Source organism: Agarilytica rhodophyticola, assembly GCF_002157225.2.
GTDB classification, from domain to species: domain Bacteria; phylum Pseudomonadota; class Gammaproteobacteria; order Pseudomonadales; family Cellvibrionaceae; genus Agarilytica; species Agarilytica rhodophyticola.
Map to the genome: position 1 here is coordinate 5,449,205 of NZ_CP020038.1, position 19,954 is coordinate 5,469,158.

The 19,954-nt window shown below is 41.0% G+C and carries 23 protein-coding genes; 8 read left to right on the forward strand and 15 right to left on the reverse strand.

The window, feature by feature from the left end; all coding sequences use genetic code 11:
* Window positions 1–7: 7 nt before the first annotated feature.
* Together BVC89_RS22590 and BVC89_RS22595 are read right to left on the reverse strand one after the other, a co-directional pair.
* The gene (locus tag BVC89_RS22590; protein ID WP_086933377.1) at window positions 8–388 is read right to left on the reverse strand and encodes a MerR family transcriptional regulator; all 381 of its coding nucleotides are present in this window, start codon (window positions 386–388) and stop codon (window positions 8–10) included.
* Between the two features lie 199 nt (window positions 389–587).
* Complete coding sequence (locus BVC89_RS22595; RefSeq protein ID WP_086933378.1) at window positions 588–1,691, reverse strand: Glu/Leu/Phe/Val family dehydrogenase; 1,104 nt, start codon at window positions 1,689–1,691, stop codon at window positions 588–590.
* Window positions 1,692–1,870: 179 nt separating this feature from the next.
* On the opposite strand from BVC89_RS22595, the gene BVC89_RS22600 reads away from it, so the two are divergent.
* Entirely contained in the window at window positions 1,871–2,341 is a 471-nt protein-coding gene (locus BVC89_RS22600; RefSeq protein ID WP_086933379.1) for an Lrp/AsnC family transcriptional regulator, read from the forward strand.
* A gap of 32 nt (window positions 2,342–2,373) precedes the next feature.
* On the opposite strand, the gene BVC89_RS22605 is transcribed toward BVC89_RS22600, so the two are convergent.
* Complete coding sequence (locus BVC89_RS22605) at window positions 2,374–2,934, reverse strand: gamma-glutamylcyclotransferase (RefSeq protein WP_086933380.1); 561 nt, start codon at window positions 2,932–2,934, stop codon at window positions 2,374–2,376.
* Window positions 2,935–3,339: 405 nt separating this feature from the next.
* On the opposite strand from BVC89_RS22605, the gene BVC89_RS22610 reads away from it, so the two are divergent.
* Complete coding sequence (locus BVC89_RS22610) at window positions 3,340–4,158, forward strand: hypothetical protein (protein ID WP_086933381.1); 819 nt, start codon at window positions 3,340–3,342, stop codon at window positions 4,156–4,158.
* A gap of 95 nt (window positions 4,159–4,253) precedes the next feature.
* Here BVC89_RS22610 and BVC89_RS22615 read toward each other — a convergent pair whose 3' ends face one another.
* Window positions 4,254–5,666: a hypothetical protein gene (locus BVC89_RS22615; RefSeq protein WP_086933382.1), complete on the reverse strand. Its 1,413-nt coding sequence runs from the start codon at window positions 5,664–5,666 to the stop codon at window positions 4,254–4,256.
* A 164-nt stretch (window positions 5,667–5,830) separates the two neighbouring features.
* Window positions 5,831–6,706, reverse strand: coding sequence for an AraC family transcriptional regulator (locus tag BVC89_RS22620; protein ID WP_086933383.1), 876 nt, complete (start codon window positions 6,704–6,706; stop codon window positions 5,831–5,833).
* Window positions 6,707–7,109: 403 nt separating this feature from the next.
* Between BVC89_RS22620 and BVC89_RS22625 the strand changes: the two genes are divergently transcribed.
* Genes BVC89_RS22625 through mmsB form a run of 5 tightly spaced genes read left to right on the forward strand, consistent with a single transcriptional unit; the run spans window position 7,110 to window position 12,646 of the window.
* The gene (locus BVC89_RS22625) at window positions 7,110–8,609 is read left to right on the forward strand and encodes a CoA-acylating methylmalonate-semialdehyde dehydrogenase (RefSeq protein WP_086933384.1); all 1,500 of its coding nucleotides are present in this window, start codon (window positions 7,110–7,112) and stop codon (window positions 8,607–8,609) included.
* A 10-nt stretch (window positions 8,610–8,619) separates the two neighbouring features.
* Window positions 8,620–9,792, forward strand: a complete 1,173-nt coding sequence (locus BVC89_RS22630; RefSeq protein ID WP_086933385.1) for an acyl-CoA dehydrogenase family protein — start codon at window positions 8,620–8,622, stop codon at window positions 9,790–9,792.
* Complete coding sequence (locus BVC89_RS22635; RefSeq protein ID WP_086933386.1) at window positions 9,789–10,565, forward strand: enoyl-CoA hydratase; 777 nt, start codon at window positions 9,789–9,791, stop codon at window positions 10,563–10,565. The genes BVC89_RS22630 and BVC89_RS22635 overlap by 4 nt, the downstream gene beginning before the upstream one ends.
* Window positions 10,566–10,608: 43 nt before the next feature.
* Window positions 10,609–11,721: an enoyl-CoA hydratase/isomerase family protein gene (locus BVC89_RS22640; protein ID WP_086933387.1), complete on the forward strand. Its 1,113-nt coding sequence runs from the start codon at window positions 10,609–10,611 to the stop codon at window positions 11,719–11,721.
* 10 nt (window positions 11,722–11,731) lie between these two features.
* On the forward strand, window positions 11,732–12,646 hold the full coding sequence (gene mmsB, locus BVC89_RS22645; RefSeq protein WP_086933388.1) for a 3-hydroxyisobutyrate dehydrogenase: 915 nt from the start codon (window positions 11,732–11,734) through the stop codon (window positions 12,644–12,646).
* 866 nt (window positions 12,647–13,512) lie between these two features.
* Here mmsB and BVC89_RS22655 read toward each other — a convergent pair.
* The 9 genes from BVC89_RS22655 to BVC89_RS22695 form a co-directional block, all read right to left on the reverse strand.
* A complete protein-coding gene (locus tag BVC89_RS22655; RefSeq protein WP_086933390.1) occupies window positions 13,513–14,358 on the reverse strand; it encodes a PDDEXK family nuclease in 846 nt (281 codons plus the stop codon).
* A gap of 92 nt (window positions 14,359–14,450) precedes the next feature.
* Entirely contained in the window at window positions 14,451–14,789 is a 339-nt protein-coding gene (locus BVC89_RS22660) for a hypothetical protein (protein ID WP_086933391.1), read from the reverse strand.
* A gap of 131 nt (window positions 14,790–14,920) precedes the next feature.
* A complete protein-coding gene (locus tag BVC89_RS22665) occupies window positions 14,921–15,241 on the reverse strand; it encodes a hypothetical protein (protein WP_158658074.1) in 321 nt (106 codons plus the stop codon).
* 59 nt (window positions 15,242–15,300) lie between these two features.
* Window positions 15,301–15,798 carry a DUF4231 domain-containing protein gene (locus BVC89_RS22670; protein ID WP_086933393.1) on the reverse strand — a complete coding sequence of 166 codons (498 nt, stop codon included), beginning with the start codon at window positions 15,796–15,798 and terminating at the stop codon, window positions 15,301–15,303.
* Window positions 15,788–16,072 carry a hypothetical protein gene (locus BVC89_RS22675; RefSeq protein WP_158658075.1) on the reverse strand — a complete coding sequence of 95 codons (285 nt, stop codon included), beginning with the start codon at window positions 16,070–16,072 and terminating at the stop codon, window positions 15,788–15,790. Before BVC89_RS22675 ends, BVC89_RS22670 begins: the two co-directional genes overlap by 11 nt.
* A 122-nt stretch (window positions 16,073–16,194) precedes the next feature.
* A complete protein-coding gene (locus tag BVC89_RS22680) occupies window positions 16,195–16,533 on the reverse strand; it encodes a hypothetical protein (RefSeq protein ID WP_086933395.1) in 339 nt (112 codons plus the stop codon).
* Between the two features lie 103 nt (window positions 16,534–16,636).
* On the reverse strand, window positions 16,637–16,978 hold the full coding sequence (locus tag BVC89_RS22685; RefSeq protein WP_086933396.1) for a hypothetical protein: 342 nt from the start codon (window positions 16,976–16,978) through the stop codon (window positions 16,637–16,639).
* Between the two features lie 68 nt (window positions 16,979–17,046).
* A complete protein-coding gene (locus BVC89_RS22690) occupies window positions 17,047–17,871 on the reverse strand; it encodes a hypothetical protein (RefSeq protein ID WP_086933397.1) in 825 nt (274 codons plus the stop codon).
* Entirely contained in the window at window positions 17,868–18,479 is a 612-nt protein-coding gene (locus BVC89_RS22695; RefSeq protein WP_086933398.1) for a hypothetical protein, read from the reverse strand. Before BVC89_RS22695 ends, BVC89_RS22690 begins: the two co-directional genes overlap by 4 nt.
* A gap of 361 nt (window positions 18,480–18,840) precedes the next feature.
* On the opposite strand from BVC89_RS22695, the gene BVC89_RS22700 reads away from it, so the two are divergent.
* Window positions 18,841–19,269, forward strand: coding sequence for a phage integrase N-terminal SAM-like domain-containing protein (locus tag BVC89_RS22700; protein ID WP_086933399.1), 429 nt, complete (start codon window positions 18,841–18,843; stop codon window positions 19,267–19,269).
* A 230-nt stretch (window positions 19,270–19,499) separates the two neighbouring features.
* Here BVC89_RS22700 and BVC89_RS22705 read toward each other — a convergent pair whose 3' ends face one another.
* Complete coding sequence (locus BVC89_RS22705) at window positions 19,500–19,748, reverse strand: hypothetical protein (RefSeq protein WP_086933400.1); 249 nt, start codon at window positions 19,746–19,748, stop codon at window positions 19,500–19,502.
* Window positions 19,749–19,954 lie beyond the last annotated feature (206 nt).

A 19,954-nucleotide genomic window follows, 5' to 3' on the forward strand; every position in this document is an offset into this window, starting at 1 on the left:
TACCTATTTATTTTAAATTTTTCATCGCATTTAGACAGCGTTTTTCTGCGTCATTAATTTCTCTTTGCAGGATTTTTATATCATCCAACTGTCGGGCTAATGACTCTTTCTTTTCCCGTATTTTTTGCAAATACTTTTCTAACTGCTTTTGGTTATTATGTTGAGGATTATACAGTTCTATCAGATCCTTACTCTCATCGATAGAGAAACCTAATCTGCGACCACGCAAGATCAGTATTAGGCGCACCCTGTCCGCTTGGGAGTAAATTCTTTTCTGTCCTTCGCGTACAGGCTGTAACAACCCTTTGTCTTCGTAAAAGCGAATAGTCCGAGTTGTAATATCAAATTCATTTGCCAATTCGGAAATTGTATAACTTTGAAACTGCATCAATTAACCCAAAAGCCTTATGTAGGCACATATCTCAAAAAATTTATCAGTGCACAACTCTAGTTTACCTTTACGTAAAGGTAAAGCAGAAAATAAACATGCTGATAATTTTTTACAATATTAAGCCTGTCAATAATAAGGTAATGATAAGTAAGCACTTAAATCGTACTTACTTATACAATCTCTAAGCCATTTCCCATTACTTAGATTGTAATGATCGATCACTTCCTTCTTGTAACACATCCGTATTTGCTTGCTCTATACGCTCTTCGGCGAGAATATTGGCAATCTCAGAAGTAGTTCCTTTTCCTTGTTCAGCGCGCTGGAAAATTTCTGCGAGAGTGCCACCAATACGTTCCACATGCTTAGTAGCAGCATCCCATGTGCGACCACTTAGCATAAACTGCACATGAATAATTCCACCAGCACTAATCACAAAATCAGGTGCATAGAGAATACCTTTTTCCTGCAAGATACTGCCGTGCTCTTCCCGCTCTAATTGGTTATTGGCGCAACCGGCAATAATCGGAGCTGCGATCTTATCAATAGTATTGTCATTGATGGCACCGCCTAAAGCGCAAGGGGAGTAGACATCTACATCTAAGGTATGAATGGTGTCATTTTCGCAAGCAGTAGCACCACACTCATCTACAGCTCTTTTCACGTTTTCAGGATTAATGTCCGAAACATATAATTTAGCGCCTTCACCATGTAAGTGTTTTGCTAGACCAAAGCCAACATTGCCAACACCTTGGATCGCAATTTTAACGCCATTTAGATCTGTGGTTCCTAGTTTTTGCTCAACAGCAGCTTTAATACCAATGAAAACACCATAAGCTGTTGCCGGCGAAGGATCACCACTGCGCAAGCGATTGTGTTCATCAACAGAATTGCGGACACCGGCAACGTGCTCGGTTTGGGCAGCCATTATTTGCAAGTCTTCTACTGAAATGCCGGAGTCCTGAGCAGCGATATAATTGCCACCCAAACGATCAATAAATGCCCCCATAGATTGAAACAGTGCAGTACTTTTATCTGTGCGAGGGTCACCAATAATGACAGATTTACCACCCCCTAGAGGCAATTCGGCTAATGCAGATTTATAAGTCATACCGCGAGATAAGCGCAGAACATCTTTCAGAGCATCTTCATCACTGCTGTAAGGGAACATTCTACAACCGCCAAGAGAGGGGCCTAAGGTGGTGTTGTGAACAGCGATAATCGCTTTTAAGCCTGTTTTCTTGTCATGACCGAACACTACATTTTCATGTTGCGAAAAATCTATCGCATCAAATACTGCCATTACCTTACACCTCTCTATGATGTTTATATTTTATTATTCTGGACAACTGCTTTTACAGAGCCTTCAAGCTTTCCTCATTTTATTCGCAAAGCAGAGGAAAAATATTCCTAAATAACCTTATTTTGTTTGAAAATTGAATATATAATTCACTTAACACTATTTTAAAGAAATGCTTATTCATGAAGTTTGATAAAAAAGATGTGGAGATTCTGAAGATACTCCAGACAGACGGGCGCATGTCTACCGCTGAAATCGCCGAAAAGGTAAATATGTCTCAGTCACCATGCTGGCGAAGAATCAACCAGTTTGAACGTGATGGCGTGATAAAAAACAAGGTAAACTTGCTTGACCGCTCGAAACTCGGAATGGATATGGTGGTATTTACCTCCATCAATCTGGTTAGCACTAACTTAGAAAGCATCGAGACATTTGAGCGAGAAATCGTCAACTTACCAGAGGTTGTAGAGTGTTATACCATGACAGGAATGATTGATTATATGCTCAAGATTGTAACGAGAGATATTCAACACTATGAACAATTTGTACGCTCTCATTTGGCCTTGATCCCAAATATTCGAGAGACCCACTCTCACGTCTCAGTGACCGAAATTAAGGACACTTCATGCCTGCCTTTGGAGACACAGCTGTAAATTTCGCTGCTGTGGGACTTGTTAAATGGCTGCTACTGTTTTAGCAGCCATTTTTCAATTTCGAATATATGTGGATCTTCAATATTTAGAGCTCGAAGCGCATTGGCCAGACAAAATACATAGTCCTTATTTTCGCCACTGGGGCCACGGCAGTCAGATATATGTTTGGCAATATCAAACTCGGACGCCTCACCCAGAAAAGCCTCATTGTCTTCAGGTGCAATGTACACCAAGCCCGCTTTTTTTTGTTGATCAGCAAAATAAAGATCCATTTCATAGCGAAGATAGCCGTTTTTTTCTCGATAATCTAAATGTTCAAACACTTCATGACTAACTTGATAAGCAATACCATGGCAAATTTCACCTTTAGTTGGAATAAGAGTTAACACTCTTCCAGGTTTTTCTGGAGTACCACGGTGATCATGACTGCCCTGCCAAAAACGGCGCGTCCATCCAACAATACTTGTTTGCGCTTTGGCAATAAAAGGAAAATCAACTTTATAAATCAACGAACCGTAAGCAAATACCCATATTTCATCGTAAGTGGTTAGGTCTTGTCTGAGTTTATTAAGTTCTTGGGTATTAAAAGACATCTTGGCTACAACATTAAATTCTTTTCAACAGATTCGGCACTATAACAGAAAAAATCTGGGAGTAAACTGGCACCTATACTTTCTTGACAGTACTGAGCCTCTATTAAAATCTGTTAAGAAACCAAGTATTTCTCATCCATTTTTTCTGCAGATACTCATTATTGAAAAAAATAAAGATTATTAGATTTTTGATAATTCTCACCTATCTATTATTTATTTTATTAAGCTGACAACGGTATATGTTTAATGTTTGCTGCAGAAGTATAAAAGTTATGAAATAACGCTGACTAAATTAATTACATAATAGAATAGAACATATTTTTATTTATTTATACAAAGCCTATAAATGGTAATGATATTGATTAATAAAGTAGAATTTTCATAACAATACGAGAAGAGGAAAACATGCCACCTGGACTGTTAAGGGCTACTGATATCCGCAACACCGCCCATGTAACAGCAGCTAGAGTCGCCCAAGCACAGAAATTTTTACGGGCACTTAGAGCAAGGGATACAAGGCCTATGTTGCAAAACAAGTCGACTAAATATGATCACGTATTGCACGTTGGTTTTCAGTGGAGAAATAAACGCGATATTAATATTGATGAAAACTTTAGGCTTCGAAGAGAAGCTTTTAGGCGCAAAGGGCTGCCCAAGCAAAATTTTCATAAACTAGTTATGAGAGCAGACTTAATGGAAGGACGCTTGAACCGTGGAGAAAAATCGCGCTCTACAGAAAAATATATAAATGATGTACAGAAAAAAATTGAATCAGGCAGACATGTAAAAATCTCAATAGATACTGATGGTAGTCCAGATAAATGGTATGTCCATACTAGGCGCAAGACTGATACACAAAAAGCAAAATATAAAGAATTTAAACCTGAACATGTTATTGATACTTGGGCAATGTCAGGCATGTCCAACTTAAAAGGCAGAAATAGACTTACATTTAATATTATCTCTTGTGACGGAGGGGAAGAATTGGCACATAGAGTGGAACAGAGACTGCGCCATCACGGCGTTACGGGGTGCAAAGTAACAGGCTATAAAAGTCGTGCTCACGCAAATAATGATGGTGCATATAGGGTAGAAGGGTATGAACCTGGAACCATGTTAGTTAGGCGTAAAAAGAACCCTAAGCAAGTAGTTAAACCCAATTGTAAAGGCCCTAATAGCAAATATAAAACAACACGCTTCATCTCTGAAAGCGGCAGTAGATAGGTTTAACTGATAGACATATAAGGGCTTTAAGAAAAAGCCACCCAAGCTCTTATATGTTTTACAGGAGAGCTTAAAAGCCTGAATGAATGATGGATTTACCCATTAGCTTGAGTATTAACAGCATTCATTAAATTAGTCATTTGTGCCTTAGTCAGTATTCGAACATTATCTAGATCAATGGGCTGACGTGTTGTGGGATGCATCATTTGGGCTGTGCTAGCTAAACCTTGCAACGCGGTATAACTTATTGGTTGTAATTCATTACCGCCAAAAAACACAACCCCATGTGAATCTTCAGCTAATGTCTCCAGTGTGACAGGACACTCCTCCCTAAGTTTTGTTACTAAACTTAAATTTTGTTCAGGCGTTCGCCCAGAAAGATCAAAGCGCTGGAGCTGGTCTGGTGAAATTGTAATAGGAGCAGCTGATGAAGTACTAGTAGCATTTTGAGCTTCTAGAAAACTCGCATCAATCGCCTGTTGCAGCATTCGATTTTCTTCCTCAGTACTGCTGGGAATAACTGCAGAAGCTTGATTAGCTGGCTGCTGAGTATTAGATTGCACCTGACTGCTGGGCAGATTCGTGGCCATTTGGTTGCTAGCATGAGCAATGACGGGCTGCTGTGTTGGAATAACCGAAGGTTGTTGAGTGTGTACTTGTTCACCGTGAGATTGAATAAAAAACTTTACTGTTTCTGGTTTTAACAGCCCAGCCTCACGCCCATGAAATGTTTGCCCTGATACGGGATGTTTCATCTGGCCTTGTGCATTACGTCTGCTCATGGCAAATCTCATTTCTTGAGCGCTAAGAGGGGGCATATTAGGCTTGTTAGGAAATATAAATACTCCCCCTTCATCATTTGTTAGTTTCTCTAAAGTCACACTGCAATTATTATCAGCCAATCGCGATGCGATCTTCTTACGATCTGCTTCGTTTATAAGCGACATAACAGTATCCATGTTAAGGCGCTTGAACTTAGGCCTTGGCTGAGAAGGTGAAGCTTGATTAGTGGTCTCCGATTGCTGCGCAACAACTGGTTGCGAGGCTTGCTGGCCTGCCGGAATATTCGGCCTGTTGTTGGGTGTCGGCCGATGCTGAGCATGTTGATTGTGTACTTGGTATCCGCTCATTCCAGAAGACATATTGTTTGGCCTAGCGTGGTATTGTTGTCCTTGGTTCTGTGGCGCTGTATAAGGCCGTTGCTGGGCTTGGGCGTAATGGCTGTTATTGTGGTTAGCTGCAAAATACGGATTGTTCGCTGGAGCTGTCGGACGAGAAAATTGTGGCGATTGCGGATTACTTGCGTACTGCTCAAATTTTTGATTAAAGCGCTGGAGAAATTGACTTGCCTTTTTTAACAAACTATTAGCAGAAGAAGCAAATACAGGATAATCTGCTTTAGCTTGCTTAACAATATCTTGCAAGGCAACATTTTTTTGCAGATTATTTACTTTGTTACGAACAAAAGCCAACCCTCCTCGCAGGTTGGGATGCACATTAATTGCCATTATAAACCTTTACCTAATATAGTTTGTCTAACCTGCAAGACTGGAGAAATAGTAACTGTAAATTAGGTGGATGAAACAAACTAATAAGTTCATCCAACTAACCTTTAAACAACATTTAATGTATAGACTGCTCGCCACTGAAAATATTATTTAAATAACTATATTTAATGACTTAAACGGTATTGCTTTGGAGAAAGCCCTAAAGTTTTTTTAAACAAGCGAGAAAAATATAAAGAATCATCATAGCCAAGCTCCTGAGCTACTTTTGCTACATTCAAATCTGTCGAATCTAATAAGAAACATGCATGCTCCATTTTCATATGGATAAAATGTTTAATAGGAGAGTAACCGGTAATTTTTTTATAGCGTGCAGAGAAATGATATTTTGATAATTTCGCTGTATCTGCAAGCATATCCAAGCTAATTTGACCGGCAATATTTTGCCACATATAAGATTGAATTTTATCTATATTAAAACCGTATTCAGCCACAACATTATAAGCTTGTAATTCAATCGGTAAATTTGCCAGTAGCTGTCGTAATTGATTAGCAGAATGGATTAGTACCGCGTTGCTATAACCAGTTTTACGCACCGCTAAAATTGCTTTAAAGCCGGCTAAGATAGGAGCGCAGTGTCCAATTGGAATAATACTCGCTGTTTTCGTGTCAGCGATTTGTCCAATAAAATCATCACTGACACTGCCATCAAAATGACACCAATACAACGTCCATGGTTTATCGCTATCGGCTCGATAGGCGTGTGATACTCCACGCGGCAGCACCAGCAGGTTACCAGCCTCCACCACATACTTACCCTGCTCTGTAGCCAACTGTGCACATCCATCGACACAATAGATCAGTAGGTGATTATCGTGCACAGCACGCTTCATCTTGTGATTTGCGGCTGTAGGGTAATAGCCCATAGCCAGTGGGTAACAGCCTCGTGTTAAAGGATGGCTTAGCATAAATTTCTCAATAAACTCAGGAGCAACAAAGCGTATTCCATCTTTTGGTAGTGGCCAGCGAGAAGGTGCACTCATATCAAGCTCTCATAGCAATATAGTCCATATTTAAAATAACATATTCCTTATTACAGTGGCTAACTGCATGTTTAAATACTAAGAATATGCATATAAGCCTTATACCGATTAGGCTTTAGCACAACGATATAAATAACATTTTGAGACAATTTTCAGATATACCTAAGCAAAGCGCTGCTTCGCCTGCGGTTAAACTGAAATTAAAGAAGAAAATAAAAATAATACATAGCCGTGTGCAGCACTGCGGCAACAAAATAACCTATTAAAAAATAGGCAATATGGTGGAACAAAAAACCGAATTCTGTTCTTCCATAAGCCTTCACAAGAGCTGACGGTGGCAGGCTGTCACCGACAAAACATGAGTAATCAGCTCTGCTTACTGTACAACGACGAGGATAACACCATGAGTTTCCCCCAGTATGTTCCCATGTATATTGATGGCCAGTTTATTCATGGCGATTCAGACACTAGTATCCCACTGACCAATCCGGCTACCCAAGAGGCGCTGTCCCAGATTAAGTTTGCTACGGAAGATGAAATTAATCGCGCTGTTGCCTCAGCCAAAGCGCATTTTCCTGCCTGGTCAGCAACGCCTCTACCAGAAAGAGCGAGGCTAATGTTTCGCTATCAGGATTTGCTAAAAAAGAAGCAGAAAGAGATTGCCGAAATTATATGTGAGGAATTAGGTAAAAACTTTGAGGATGCCATGGGCGATGTGTGGCGCGGCATCGAAGTTGTAGAGCATGCATGTAATATTTGCTCATTAATGATGGGGGAAACCGTCGAAAACGTAGCCAATGGTATTGATACCTACTCACTGCGACAACCTATTGGTGTGTGCGCTGGCATTACTCCTTTTAATTTCCCAGCCATGATTCCACTTTGGATGTTCCCTCTGGCTAATGCATGTGGCAATACTTTTGTTCTAAAGCCCTCAGAGCAAGACCCAATGACGGCGGTACGCTTGATAGAGTTATACGAAGAAGCAGGTGCTCCCAAGGGCATAGTACAGCTGGTTAATGGTGGTAAAGACTGTGTTAATCAACTGCTTAATCATGACGATATCCGCGCAGTTTCATTCGTTGGTTCGGTCAATGTTGGCCAACATGTCTATAAAACAGCAACAGATAAGTTTAAGCGTGTTCAGTGCATGACTGGCGCAAAAAACCATACTGTAATTATGCCGGACGCCAACAAAAAGCATGCGATAAACGCTATTGTTGGTGCCGCCTTTGGTGCGGCCGGCCAACGCTGTATGGCAAGCTCTGTGACAGTGCTAGTAGGCAAAGCAAGTGAGTGGATTGACGATATTGTTGCCGCCTCATCGCAAGTAAGACCAAACTACTGGCGCCAAGAGGGTGCCGCCTACGGCCCACAAGTAAGCCCCGAAGCCAAACAACGTATATTAAGTCTTATTCAAGAAGGTAAAGATGCAGGGGCCGACTGTGTATTAGACGGTTCAGATGTTCAAGTGGATGGTTTTGCCAATGGTAATTGGGTAGGCCCAACAATTTTTAATAATGTCTCAGCACAAATGAGTATTTACCGCGAAGAAGTCTTCGGCCCTGTGTTATGCGTATTAAATGTTGAATCTTTAGAAGATGCTATCACGCTGATCAACAATGATTTCCGTGCGAATGGTACAGCAATCTTCACCAACAATGGTGCAGCGGCAAGAAAATTCCAGCATAGTATTCAAGTTGGTCAGGTAGGTATTAATATTCCAATACCCGTACCATTACCATTTTTCTCCTTTACCGGTTGGCGCGGGTCATTCCATGGAGATTTACACGCTTACGGCAAACAAGCGGTACAATTTTACACAGAAACCAAAACCATTACCGCGCGTTGGTTTGAAGACGACATAGAAGCCCAACCCAACATGTCGATCCAATTACGTTAGAGCTTATTTTATGAATGTAACGTTGACAGAAGAACAATTGGCTTTTCAAGAAGCAGCTCGCGATTTCGCAGCGGGTGAGCTAAGCCCCAATTCATCCCAGTGGGATCAAGATGAGTTTTTCCCCATAGAAACTATAAAACGCTCAGGACAGTTAGGTTTTTGTGGAATGTACTCGCCAGAACAGTGGGGAGGACTTGGCTTAAGTCGCTTTGACACAAGCTTAATTCTGGAAGAGTTAGCCTACGGCTGTACTGCTACCGCAGCATTTATCTCCATCCACAACATGGCCACCTGGATGCTTTGTAATTGGGGTAGCGAAAGTCTCAAAGATGAATGGGCTAACAAGCTTACTATTGGTGAAAAGCTGGCATCCTATTGTTTAACAGAACCCAACTCAGGAAGTGATGCAGCCGCAATGCGCACCAATGCTAAACGCGAAGGCGACCATTATATTATTAACGGTTCAAAAGCGTTTATCAGCGGCGCAGGCAGCACTGAACTACTCATTGTAATGGCGCGCACTTCGCCTTCTTCTTCAGCAAGTGAGAATACCAAAACTATTAGTGCCTTTGCGGTTCCCGCGGATCTGCCAGGTATTTCTTACGGTGCGAATGAAAAGAAAATGGGCTGGAAAAATCAGCCGACTAAAGCCATAACCTTCGACGATGTCAAAGTGCCTGTCAGTCACTTGTTAGGCAATGAAGGAGAGGGCTTTAAAATTGCCATGGCAGGCCTTGATGGTGGTCGCGTTAATATCGCCACCTGTTCTCTCGGTGCCGCTCAAAAGGCCATTGATTTAACTACCAGTTACATGGCTGAACGAAAACAATTTAACCGTGCCCTAACTGAATTTCAGGCGCTACAATTTCGTTTAGCTGATATGACCACAGAACTGATCGCGGCGCGTAACATGGTACATCTCGCCGCCGCGAAGATAGATCAAGACCATCAAGATAAAACCTCATACTGTGCTATGGCAAAACGATTTGCCACTGATATTGGTTTTAAAATATGTGATCAAGCCGTGCAATTACACGGCGGTTACGGTTATTTAAAAGATTATCAAGTAGAACAACTTTTCCGCGATGTACGAGTGCATCAAATTCTTGAAGGGACAAACGAAATTATGCGTCTTATTATTTCAAGACGCGTCCTGGCAGAAGATAAGGAGCCTTTAAAATGAGCGAAGCAATCAAACTTCAACACCACGACCACACTTGTGTACTAACTCTGAATAATCCACCAGCTCACACCTGGACGGCAGAGAGTCTTCATCAGTTGGCAGACATTGTCGAGACATTAAATAAAGATACCAATAATTACGCCCTTATCATTACCGGGGATGGCGAAAAGTTTTTTTCTGCAGGTGCAGACTTAAACCAATTCAATCATGATGACAAAGAAAAGTGTTTACACTTTGCCAGCGCCTTTGGTGACGCCTTTCAAACTCTGGCTAATTATAAAGGTGTCTCCATTGCTGCGATCAATGGCTACGCCATGGGCGGCGGATTGGAAGTCGCCTTGGCTTGTGATATCCGTATCGCCGAGCAGCACGCACTAATGGCGCTACCGGAATGCACTGTGGGCTTGCTACCTTGTGGACTTGGCACACAACATCTAACTCACTTGATTGGCGAGCAGTGGGCCAAGCGCATGATTTTACTAGGTGAAAAAGTAGATGCCGACAAGGCACTAACACTTGGTCTTATCAGCGAAGTGGTAGAAAAAGGTGATGTGTTAGAGCACGCCTTAAAATTATGTGCAAAATTAAGTAAGCAAAGCCCTATTGCCGTGAATTACTGTAAAGAGCTTATTATGGGAACCCGAGAACAACCCATGAGTGTTCTATTCCAAAAAGAGCGAGACTTGTTTTTAACACTGTTTGAGACACAAGATCGAAAAGAAGGTGTACAAGCCTTTTTGGAAAAACGTAGCCCCCAATGGAAGAATAATTAATAGCGGAAAAAATAATTAATATTTGTCACAGAGTTTATAATTTATGTCGGATAATATTTTATGCGAGACATTTGACTGCCCTGGCAACAAAAAACTTGCTCGCATTACACTTAATAGTCCTAAAACCCTGAATGCGCTTTCCCTCGATATGGCTAAGGCAATGTCTAGTCAATTGTCGGCCTGGGAAAATGATGACAGTATTGCTTGTGTACTTATTCAGGGCAGTGGCGACAAAGCCTTTTGCGCAGGTGGCGATGTGCGAGCGATGTATTACGCCATGAAGGAAAATCCAGGCCAAGCATGCAATGCTGCCGAACTCTTTTTTGCCACAGAATACCGCTTAGATTACACCATTCATACTTATAAAAAACCTGTGATAGCTCTCGGTAACGGCATTATTATGGGTGGCGGACTCGGTATATTTGTCGGTGCCGATTTTCGTGTGGTCACCCCTACATCGCGAGTCGCTATGCCAGAAATTACCATCGGCCTATACCCTGATGTAGGCGCTAGCTACTTCTTAAATAAAATGCCAGGTTACAGCGGCCGCTTCCTCGGTTTAACTGGCGCCGCGATAAATGCCAGTGACTGCATCGATCTAGATTTAGCGGATATATTTATTGATAGCACATATTTCGAGGAAATTTTCGCACAATTATGCCAACAAACATGGCAAAACAATAAAGAACTCGACAGCAAAACTATTGATAACCTACTGCAAAGTTTTGCTCAAGACTCTCTTAGTTTAAAACCTGCGAGCAATGTTTTACCGCATCTAGATAGCATTAACGCTATCTGTAGTGAAGCAGATATTCATACGCTTATCGATAACTTTGCCGAATATCAAACTGAGGATAAGTGGTTGAGTAGAGCACAAAAAACACTTGCTGCAGGTTCACCATTAAGTGCATTAATTATCGATCAACAATTACAGATTGCTAAAGCTTTTAGTTTAAAAGAAGCATTCAAATCTGAAATGATTTTATCAACAAATATTGTTCGTTTTACCGAGTTTACCGAAGGCGTGCGAGCACTTTTGGTAGACAAAGACAACGCTCCCAACTGGCACTATCGAAATCATCGAGACATTCCACAAGAAGTTGTCGATGGTTTCTTTAAAGCTCCATGGGCAGTTAATCCTCTAGACAACATCTAGGAGCATATACATGGCCAAGATCGCTTTTTTTGGATTGGGTAATATGGGTGGACCAATGGCAGTAAACCTGCTGGCAGCAGGCCATCAGCTTAGCGTCTATGATCCCTTTGTAAAATCCCTTGATAAGTTCACTAATGATAGGGTGGCTGTCGATAAAGATAAGATAACAGTTGCCGAGACTCCAGCGTCCGCTGTTGAAGATGCAGAGTACATTGTCTCCATGTTGCCTACAGGAAAACATGTGGTAGATCTTTATGTTGGCAATGAGCAAACACCTGGGATCATCCAGCATATTAATAAATCAGCATTAATTATTGATTCCAGCACGATCGATGTCGACAGTGTTAAATCTGTGCATGCATACGCACAACAACATGGTATCGAGATGCTGGATGCTCCAGTCTCTGGCGGTGTTAGTGCAGCGCAAGCGGGCACCCTTACATTTATGTGTGGCGCTTCGCAAGAAAACTTTGAGCGAGCCAAAACCGTCTTATCCGGCATGGGAAAAAATGTATTTCTAGCGGGCGATACCGGCGCAGGCCAAATCGCCAAGATGTGTAATAATATGTTACTCGCTGTGCATATGGCAGGTACCGCCGAATCATTAAAACTGGGAATCAACAACGGCCTCGATCCGGCCGTATTGTCTCAAATAATGTTGCAGAGTTCGGGCAGCAATTGGTCACTGGAAAAATACAACCCAGCACCAGGTGTGATGGCAAACGCCCCAGCCTCCCACGACTTTAAACCAGGCTTTACCGTCGAACTTATGCTAAAAGACTTGGGTCTGGCGTTGCAAAATAGTGTCTCGACAAAAAGCAGTGTTCCTATGGGAGCGTTGGCGCGCAATTTGTACGCCAGTTATGGCTCGCAAGATGATGCTAATGCTAAACTCGATTTTTCCAGTATTTGGAAAATGTTTTAGCAGAGGGGGGGTTATCCCTCTCTTTGCCATTTTTTGTTTGCTCATTCTGGTCGTTATTAGTAAAAACAAGCATTTATAACACCCCCTATTTTTCTATGTTGATGTTTATTAGTCTTTGTCGGACTACGTCAACGATACTTTAACGACGATTTTTATTAAAAGTTAAACGCAAAAAAAGCTAACTTGGTAAGTTAGCCCCTTAAATTTGTTAGCTTGTAATAGACAAAGATCAATTAATCTTCATCTTCTTCGTAAGGAAATACACCGAGGAATATTGGTTCTAAGGCAACCGTCTTAGACACATTATTTTTGTCATATGCTAAGTCGTATTGTAGTGACTAGTTAACACAGGATTATATTTATCTGCCACTTAAGCTCGATCAACTTGGTCTTGAGATATGTTTATCACTTTTTCCAATCGATTACTACGATGGCTTTGTTATGGCGCGGATGCTCCGCATAAATCCGGCAACATAAAGCTAGTACACAAACCACTATCATCGCAATAACCATCCTCTTGAGTTAAACATACCGTGTTTTTAGAGGTCTCTTTTAGTACGGTACCCCATCGGTCCATATTCACCTCTATTTATACATATAGGTACATTGAACTCATTCCCGTTAGAAGACATCATATATGCGCCAACTGCTTCCTTATCGAATTCGAGACAAAGGTATAAATCATACTTTCCTTTGGCTAATTCTTTATCCAATTTGACGCCTTTAATCTGATCTTGCTCACGAGCAATCAACTCATTGGAAAATAGAATAATTAATAAGATTAATAAATACCGCATTCCGTTCCTAGTGAGCCATAACGCCTTTAGAATGGGCGCAGCTTTACTGCGTCCGACAACATGCGCTTGTTAGCTTTTGACTGTGATATTGGATAAGACATCAATTCCAAGCATGTTCTTAGTGCTTACAAGCTCTTTTGGGAAATTTCCTTCCAATAACAAAAGTGTTTTAACATTCTTAGGTTTACCTTGTATGCCAAGCATAGCCTCAAGAACTGCTTGATATTTAACACATTGATATAGGCCTCGATGAATATCGCCTACATCAGAAATTAATGATTTTACTTCGACAGCAATAATTTCTTTACGCCATGAAAACACGACATCCACTGAGTCACCAGAATGCAAATTAAACTCGGTTTCGCCTCTGGGGCAGCTTTGAGGTAGCTCAACTACAGTAGGATTATTTGCGACAAATTCCTTTAATTTCTTGTGCGCTTCACCTTCGCCTCCTCCACCCATTGATTTTTTCTTAATGGGCTCTGGAAAATTGGGTGGGTTTAAACCCAATTCATCTAATAGTTCTAACCAGCGGGGATAAGAATAAATTTTAGAAAGCTGCCCATTAACCACAATACGTTTTTGCTTTGTATCTAGTTTTTTGAAATCAGCTTCAGAGATAAACCAACCGAATCCCTCACCTGGTAATTTAGTTGCTTTGTTTATAACCAAGCATTGAATCGGCGGTATATCTTCATTTTTCTGCTTCGATAGCTCAAGGATGGTAGTTCCAATGCATCCTAGAACATAATTTAAGTTGCGTTCATTTGGCATTCCCATTTCTTCAGCTAAATCTGAATAATATATAGGCTCCCCTATGAGCGCCTGCCTCACAAGGAAAGGGAATGCTTCCCGCGCTCTTTGCTGGTATAGCTTATTACCCCAAAGATTATCTGAAACTTCTGCTGTACCCACCAAACTCTCCTTGAAAGCTAACGCCCAACTATGCCGCGAGCCGAAAGGCGTGTCGGGCGAACGCAGTGAGCGTACATGAGTTGTTTGTTAAATTATTCACGTAGCATGAAATACCCTGGACTAGGGGACGACGTATACGCAGGTATTGAGCCACACGACTGGACGTCAGAATAATATGCAGTTACTTCGGCTTTTGCCATTTTAGCGGCTAACGCCATAGACAACCAAGATTTACAAACCTCAACCGATATATTTGATCTTGGCTGATTGAGATTACATATAACAGTATGCTCATTTCGCCAAGTTCCTCGAATAGTTACCTCGCCTCCCTCTGAAACGTAAATATGAGTAAGTGTACCGCTACACCACTGAGGCTCTGCGGCCACAGAAGCCGCAAATAAAAATAACATTGATACTAGAGCTTTCTTCATTGATATGTATTTTCCTTTGGAATTTAACGCCCAGCTAAGCCGCCAGAACGGAGTTAATTGTTTTGTGCGAGCGTAGCGGAACAGCACAAAACGAGCAACGCAGTGGAGGTCGGATTGAGCTGTTTGTTATATTAATCTATTGAGACACCAATAATTTTGGGTCTATTTACGGTACACCCTTCAATCACAACCTTTACTGCTTTTGAACTCATGAATGCAGCTAACAATACTGAGATGTGTGTTTCATAACCATTGATATCTTTCTTTGAAACCATATACCCATCTTTTGTTGGGCAATTTTCTTCTTGATATTGGGCACCTTCTATAGTGATTCGAACGTTATCCTCATTCCAGCCTGTATAAAAACCAGTAATTTTCCCTTTTGGGCTATTAACTGCAGAAAAAGATTGGGCTGAAAGTGCGAGACAAATCGCAAACATAAGTATTTTCATAATCATATTACTCAGATTAAATATAACGCTTAAAGCAGCGGCGCACTTGTCCGCTGCCTTTACTTGTTAGATGTCTTTTCAATATTTTGCCAATAATTAGATACTATTGTTTGAGGTACGTGCGATATTTTCGTATTTGTCGCATTGGACAAGATGTTTTCGATGTTACCTACCAATTCATGGAAGTGCCTCTCGTCCTTATACTCGTTCATATTTGTAAGATAAAGCATTTTTTCATGCCTAAGCTTTACAGAAGCATCCAAATACTCTTTCCAAACTCTATCTGTTTGAAAGATCTGCTGAATACCGATAAATACAACAATAGACATAGAAAGAATAACTATTAAGACTTTTGAATATATTTCCAATGGCCCAATAGTGACGATAACAGGAATAAGGGATGCAAAGATGATGGTTATCACCTTGGACCAGCGATCCAATGACCGGGCTGCATTAGCCTTCCGAGTATAGTATTCGATTTGGGCATCGATCCGCTCGTTAATATATTCATCTTGAATATTGTCTAAGTTGTCGTTTAATTCTTCTTTATACATCATCAGCCACCTTAATAGCCTTTATGAATGCTTTAACTGCTCCGGGGCCACCAACCAGAAGCAATCCTACCAACCCAACTTCTTTACCATTGATAATAATATTTAGTAGTGCTGGCTCTAAAAACTCTATACCCCCCAAAGCGGTGGCTGGAATACCAATACCCAAACTGGAAACAAAAATTATCTTATCTCTTAAAGAATCGAGCTTTCCTTTCCTTTTTAGAGATTCTATTTTTTGTCGATTTCTCTCAGCTTCAACTTCTTTTTTCGTTGTCACTATAGACCCTTGATAATTTAGATTTCTCTCAGACGACACGAACATCTAACGCCGTTGTAAATTGCAATTTTGAAGGAGCCCTTTTGTGCTATCAAGCACAAAAAGGAGCGACGGAAAAACTGTCAATTTGACAACCTTGTTCTGTGTTGATCAAGCTCACACTCATAAACAAATGTTGGCCCAGGCTCAGATCGTCTCCATCCCTCGCTTATAGCACTTTTGATGCACGACTCGACAAGTTTTGGCGTGACAGAATTTGGATGGATATTAATTGCCACATCTGGGCGTTGCCATTTAAATTTTATGGATAGAGTTGATCCCTTTACATTCTCTTGCTCAACGGCAGCAACCATATAGCCATCTTGACAAGCTTGAGTATATGTTGGCCTCGCCCTAACTAACCAGCGATAACTTATTCCCTCAACATTAATTACTCTACTACCTTTTCTAGGTAAACTCATACGGCCTCCTTGCACACATAACGCCTTAAGTAGAGGCGCCGCTTGCGGCGTCCTGCTGGCTTTATTTGTTATGAGCACGACTTATTTTAAATAGTGGATCACCCTATTTAATTAGGTTACCGGGCTCAGTTAATACTTCTTCTACTATGCCGCTGCAAGGGCTAGGTATTTCCACCGAACATTGACCAAAATCAGCTAGTAATAGTGATTGCCCGCCATATATTTGATACCCCACACCGATAATTATTTCGTAGACTTCTCCATGGTCTTCAGAACGTACTCCACCATATGGAACCTCTTTACTAAACGGGAGTCCTTCAAAAGATGGTGCACGAATAATTCCGCCATCAGGAAAAACTTCCTCGTCCTCTGGAATTCTCTCACCACTCTCAATGTTTCGTTCACCGAGAGCACCATTTAATAGATTTAGTAACGATTTCCACATGCTTGTTTAATGTTCACAACGCTTAAAGAAGCGGCGGTGAAACCGCTTGCTTTTCTTGTTAAGTTTTTTTAGCGAAACTTTTCATTGTTTAGGACTATGCTATTAATATCGCTGAAGAAAGCAATCATATTAGGCTCCTCTATGGGCGCCTCGCCTGGATGGGCACTATGATTTCTATACTGGAAACATGTCCTTAACCGCTCAGCTTGGTTTCCATCAATAAGTTCCATTCCTTCAAGGATCACTATTAGGTCAGTATCAAAAACTGTTTGCAATTCGGATAGCGATGAAATTGAGTATTCTTTTTTCCAGAATTTGTACTTTCCTTTAGTGCTAGCCTTAAGCTTCGTCGATGTTTTGTTAAATGTATCTAGACCTACAAAAATCAATCTCTCTTGAATTTTATGAATAACTGCACACCAACCTAATACGATAGCTGCACGATTAAAACCCGAAGAAGCACAATCAAAGGCCTCTTTTAAATAATCTGATTCTTCCGGTGTGGCTAGATTGGGAATCAAATCATGCAAGCTTAACGAGCTATCGACTTCTTCCTGATATGATTGCTTTATGGGCAATATAAACTTATCGTCGAATTTACGGAGTACAGAATTTATTGTCTTAAGGTAAGATTTTTTGTAGTTATTAGGGCGACTTAAGATATGAAGCTGCCTCATATGTTCCGCTGTTTCTTGAATCAACTTAGAGTCAAGCTTAACTTTATGCTCTATAGGGCTACGTAGCTCTTCCACCCATATGCTGGCTATTTCATCTGCCAATGCCATTGGTACTTTTCTAGAAACTCTTTCACCCGGAATCGAGTTAACTTCCTTTTTAAGTTGCTTCAGCTTGACTCGAAAACCCTCAATTTGGTCGATAATCTCTTGCTTCACGCATTAGCTCCAACAAGAGATTTTACTATTTTTCCAAGATAATCTTGCCCATCATTCGATAATGATTGAGCCTCACCTTGAGACTCTAGTGGAGCACTGAATAGTTTTAAATTGGCAGGCTTTTTGAAAATTGTTGAAAAGTTTTTCTTGTCATAATAGCCTTTTTCCTGACAAATTGATCGTACAGACTCTGCGTCACAGGACATGGAATTCTCCAGAATTCCATTTTTTAGTGCTATCAGCAACGCCCACTCAATTTGTCCTGTCGATACAACTTCAGCGGCTGGTTCTTTAATAAAATGTAGCTCGTCATCTTCATACAAGAATAATGCCTGAAGGTCGTCATCTGACACTCCTGTTCGTTTCATAAAAACCCGAACCTTTGCTGGTGTTGGTATATTTTGGCCAGCAGGTTTTCCATGATCGCTGTCAGCAGTGGCCCTACCTTTTTCTTTAGGTTTCGGTGGGGTAGCAGTTTTTCCTGCATCTCCTTCGGCAAGAAGGTTTTCGAGTAATATCTCAAAACAACGTTCTCGAAACGGTTCAGGAACACTTGAAGCTACATCCGCTATGTCCTTTATTTCTTTTTTTAACTTACCGTAATCCATATATTGCTCCATTGCTTTGTATACTTAACAGTATATTAGTCGGAATTCCCGTTTATCCCCCTTATCCACAACGGCTTTCCGATGAATGTTGTCGATAAAACTCTAACAGGTTCAAGGCGTTACAACAATCCACTTTAACAATCTCTATTGGAAAAAATAAGCCACTGTGTTTAACGAGCCTCCTGGAGGTCTTTTATGCACTCGATAAAAGTTAAAATACTAATATAAATCAATAGGTTAACTAATTGAGCGCGAAATATTTATGTCCGTAACTTTCGGTGCTCACGAGACCCAAGGGCAGGCAAAATGGCTAAAAGTTGTTATAACTGTTCATAGATACAGTTGTTAAAGGATTGACATTATGCCGCCATCACCGTTTTTGGAACAGGTTCGTACAGTCTTGCGAATACGCTACTACAGCCTGCGCACTGAGAAGACCTACCTTTACTGGATACGCCATTTAATCTTATTCAATGATAAGCGGCACCCTTCAGAGATGAGTAATCGCAATATTGAACGATTTCTAAACTACCTCGCCACTCATCGGCGTGTGAGTGCGGCAACTCAAAATCAAGCTCTGTGTGCAATTATTTTTATGTATCGCCATGTTCTTCAGAGACCGATTAAAGGACTAGAGTATGGCTTTGCTAAACGCTCGAAGAACTTACCGACGGTGCTCTCACCAACAGAAGTATCAGAAATTCTGAGTCATATGACGGGTAAATACCAGCTCATTGCTGCCATGCTTTACGGTTGCGGATTTAGAATCAAAGAGGTACTGGCGATGTAAGAGCTGGGACGACAAGTCCTGTCGATCAGCTTTAAACGCCAAGGCTCTTATATATGAAACAACACAGAGAGCAAAAACAAATGAACGGCGACATCCGTTTCAATGTCCGCTTCTAAGCGGTTTTTTCGTTGCTTCAGATTTTCAGCCAACAACTGCACAGCGCGAAAATTAGACTATAACTGTAATTTACAGTCATTAACAATACTAACGAGGCATATCTTATTTCTTTTCTAAATTTTATTAATTGCATAGTTATCTAACGCTTTTATTGCTTCTTTCGCTAAAGAGTTATCAATCCTATTGATCTCGCTTTGCCCATGCAGCACCCTCTTAACCTGATGCAACCTATAATATTTCAATAATGACAGGAACGGCTTTTTTAACGTTTCGCCATCGTCAATATCCACAAAGAAACCATGCTTCACTCGCGCCTTTTTCATTGTCTCAAGTTGTTGCTCTGTTGAGGAATACTCTTCCATCAATATTTTTAGTGTTTCCTTGTCAAGTGCGGGAGTAATAACAAAGCCGTCGCGTATGTGTAGTGGTGTTTGGAGTTACTTTTTCCAGTTGATATACTGGGGTTTCGAATTTAAAAAAACGCGCTCTGTTTTTTCAAGAGTCGCCTTTAAAAGGCTTAACAGAAAAGCGCGATTTTCCTCGCATTTCAAAGACTCGCTTTGACCTT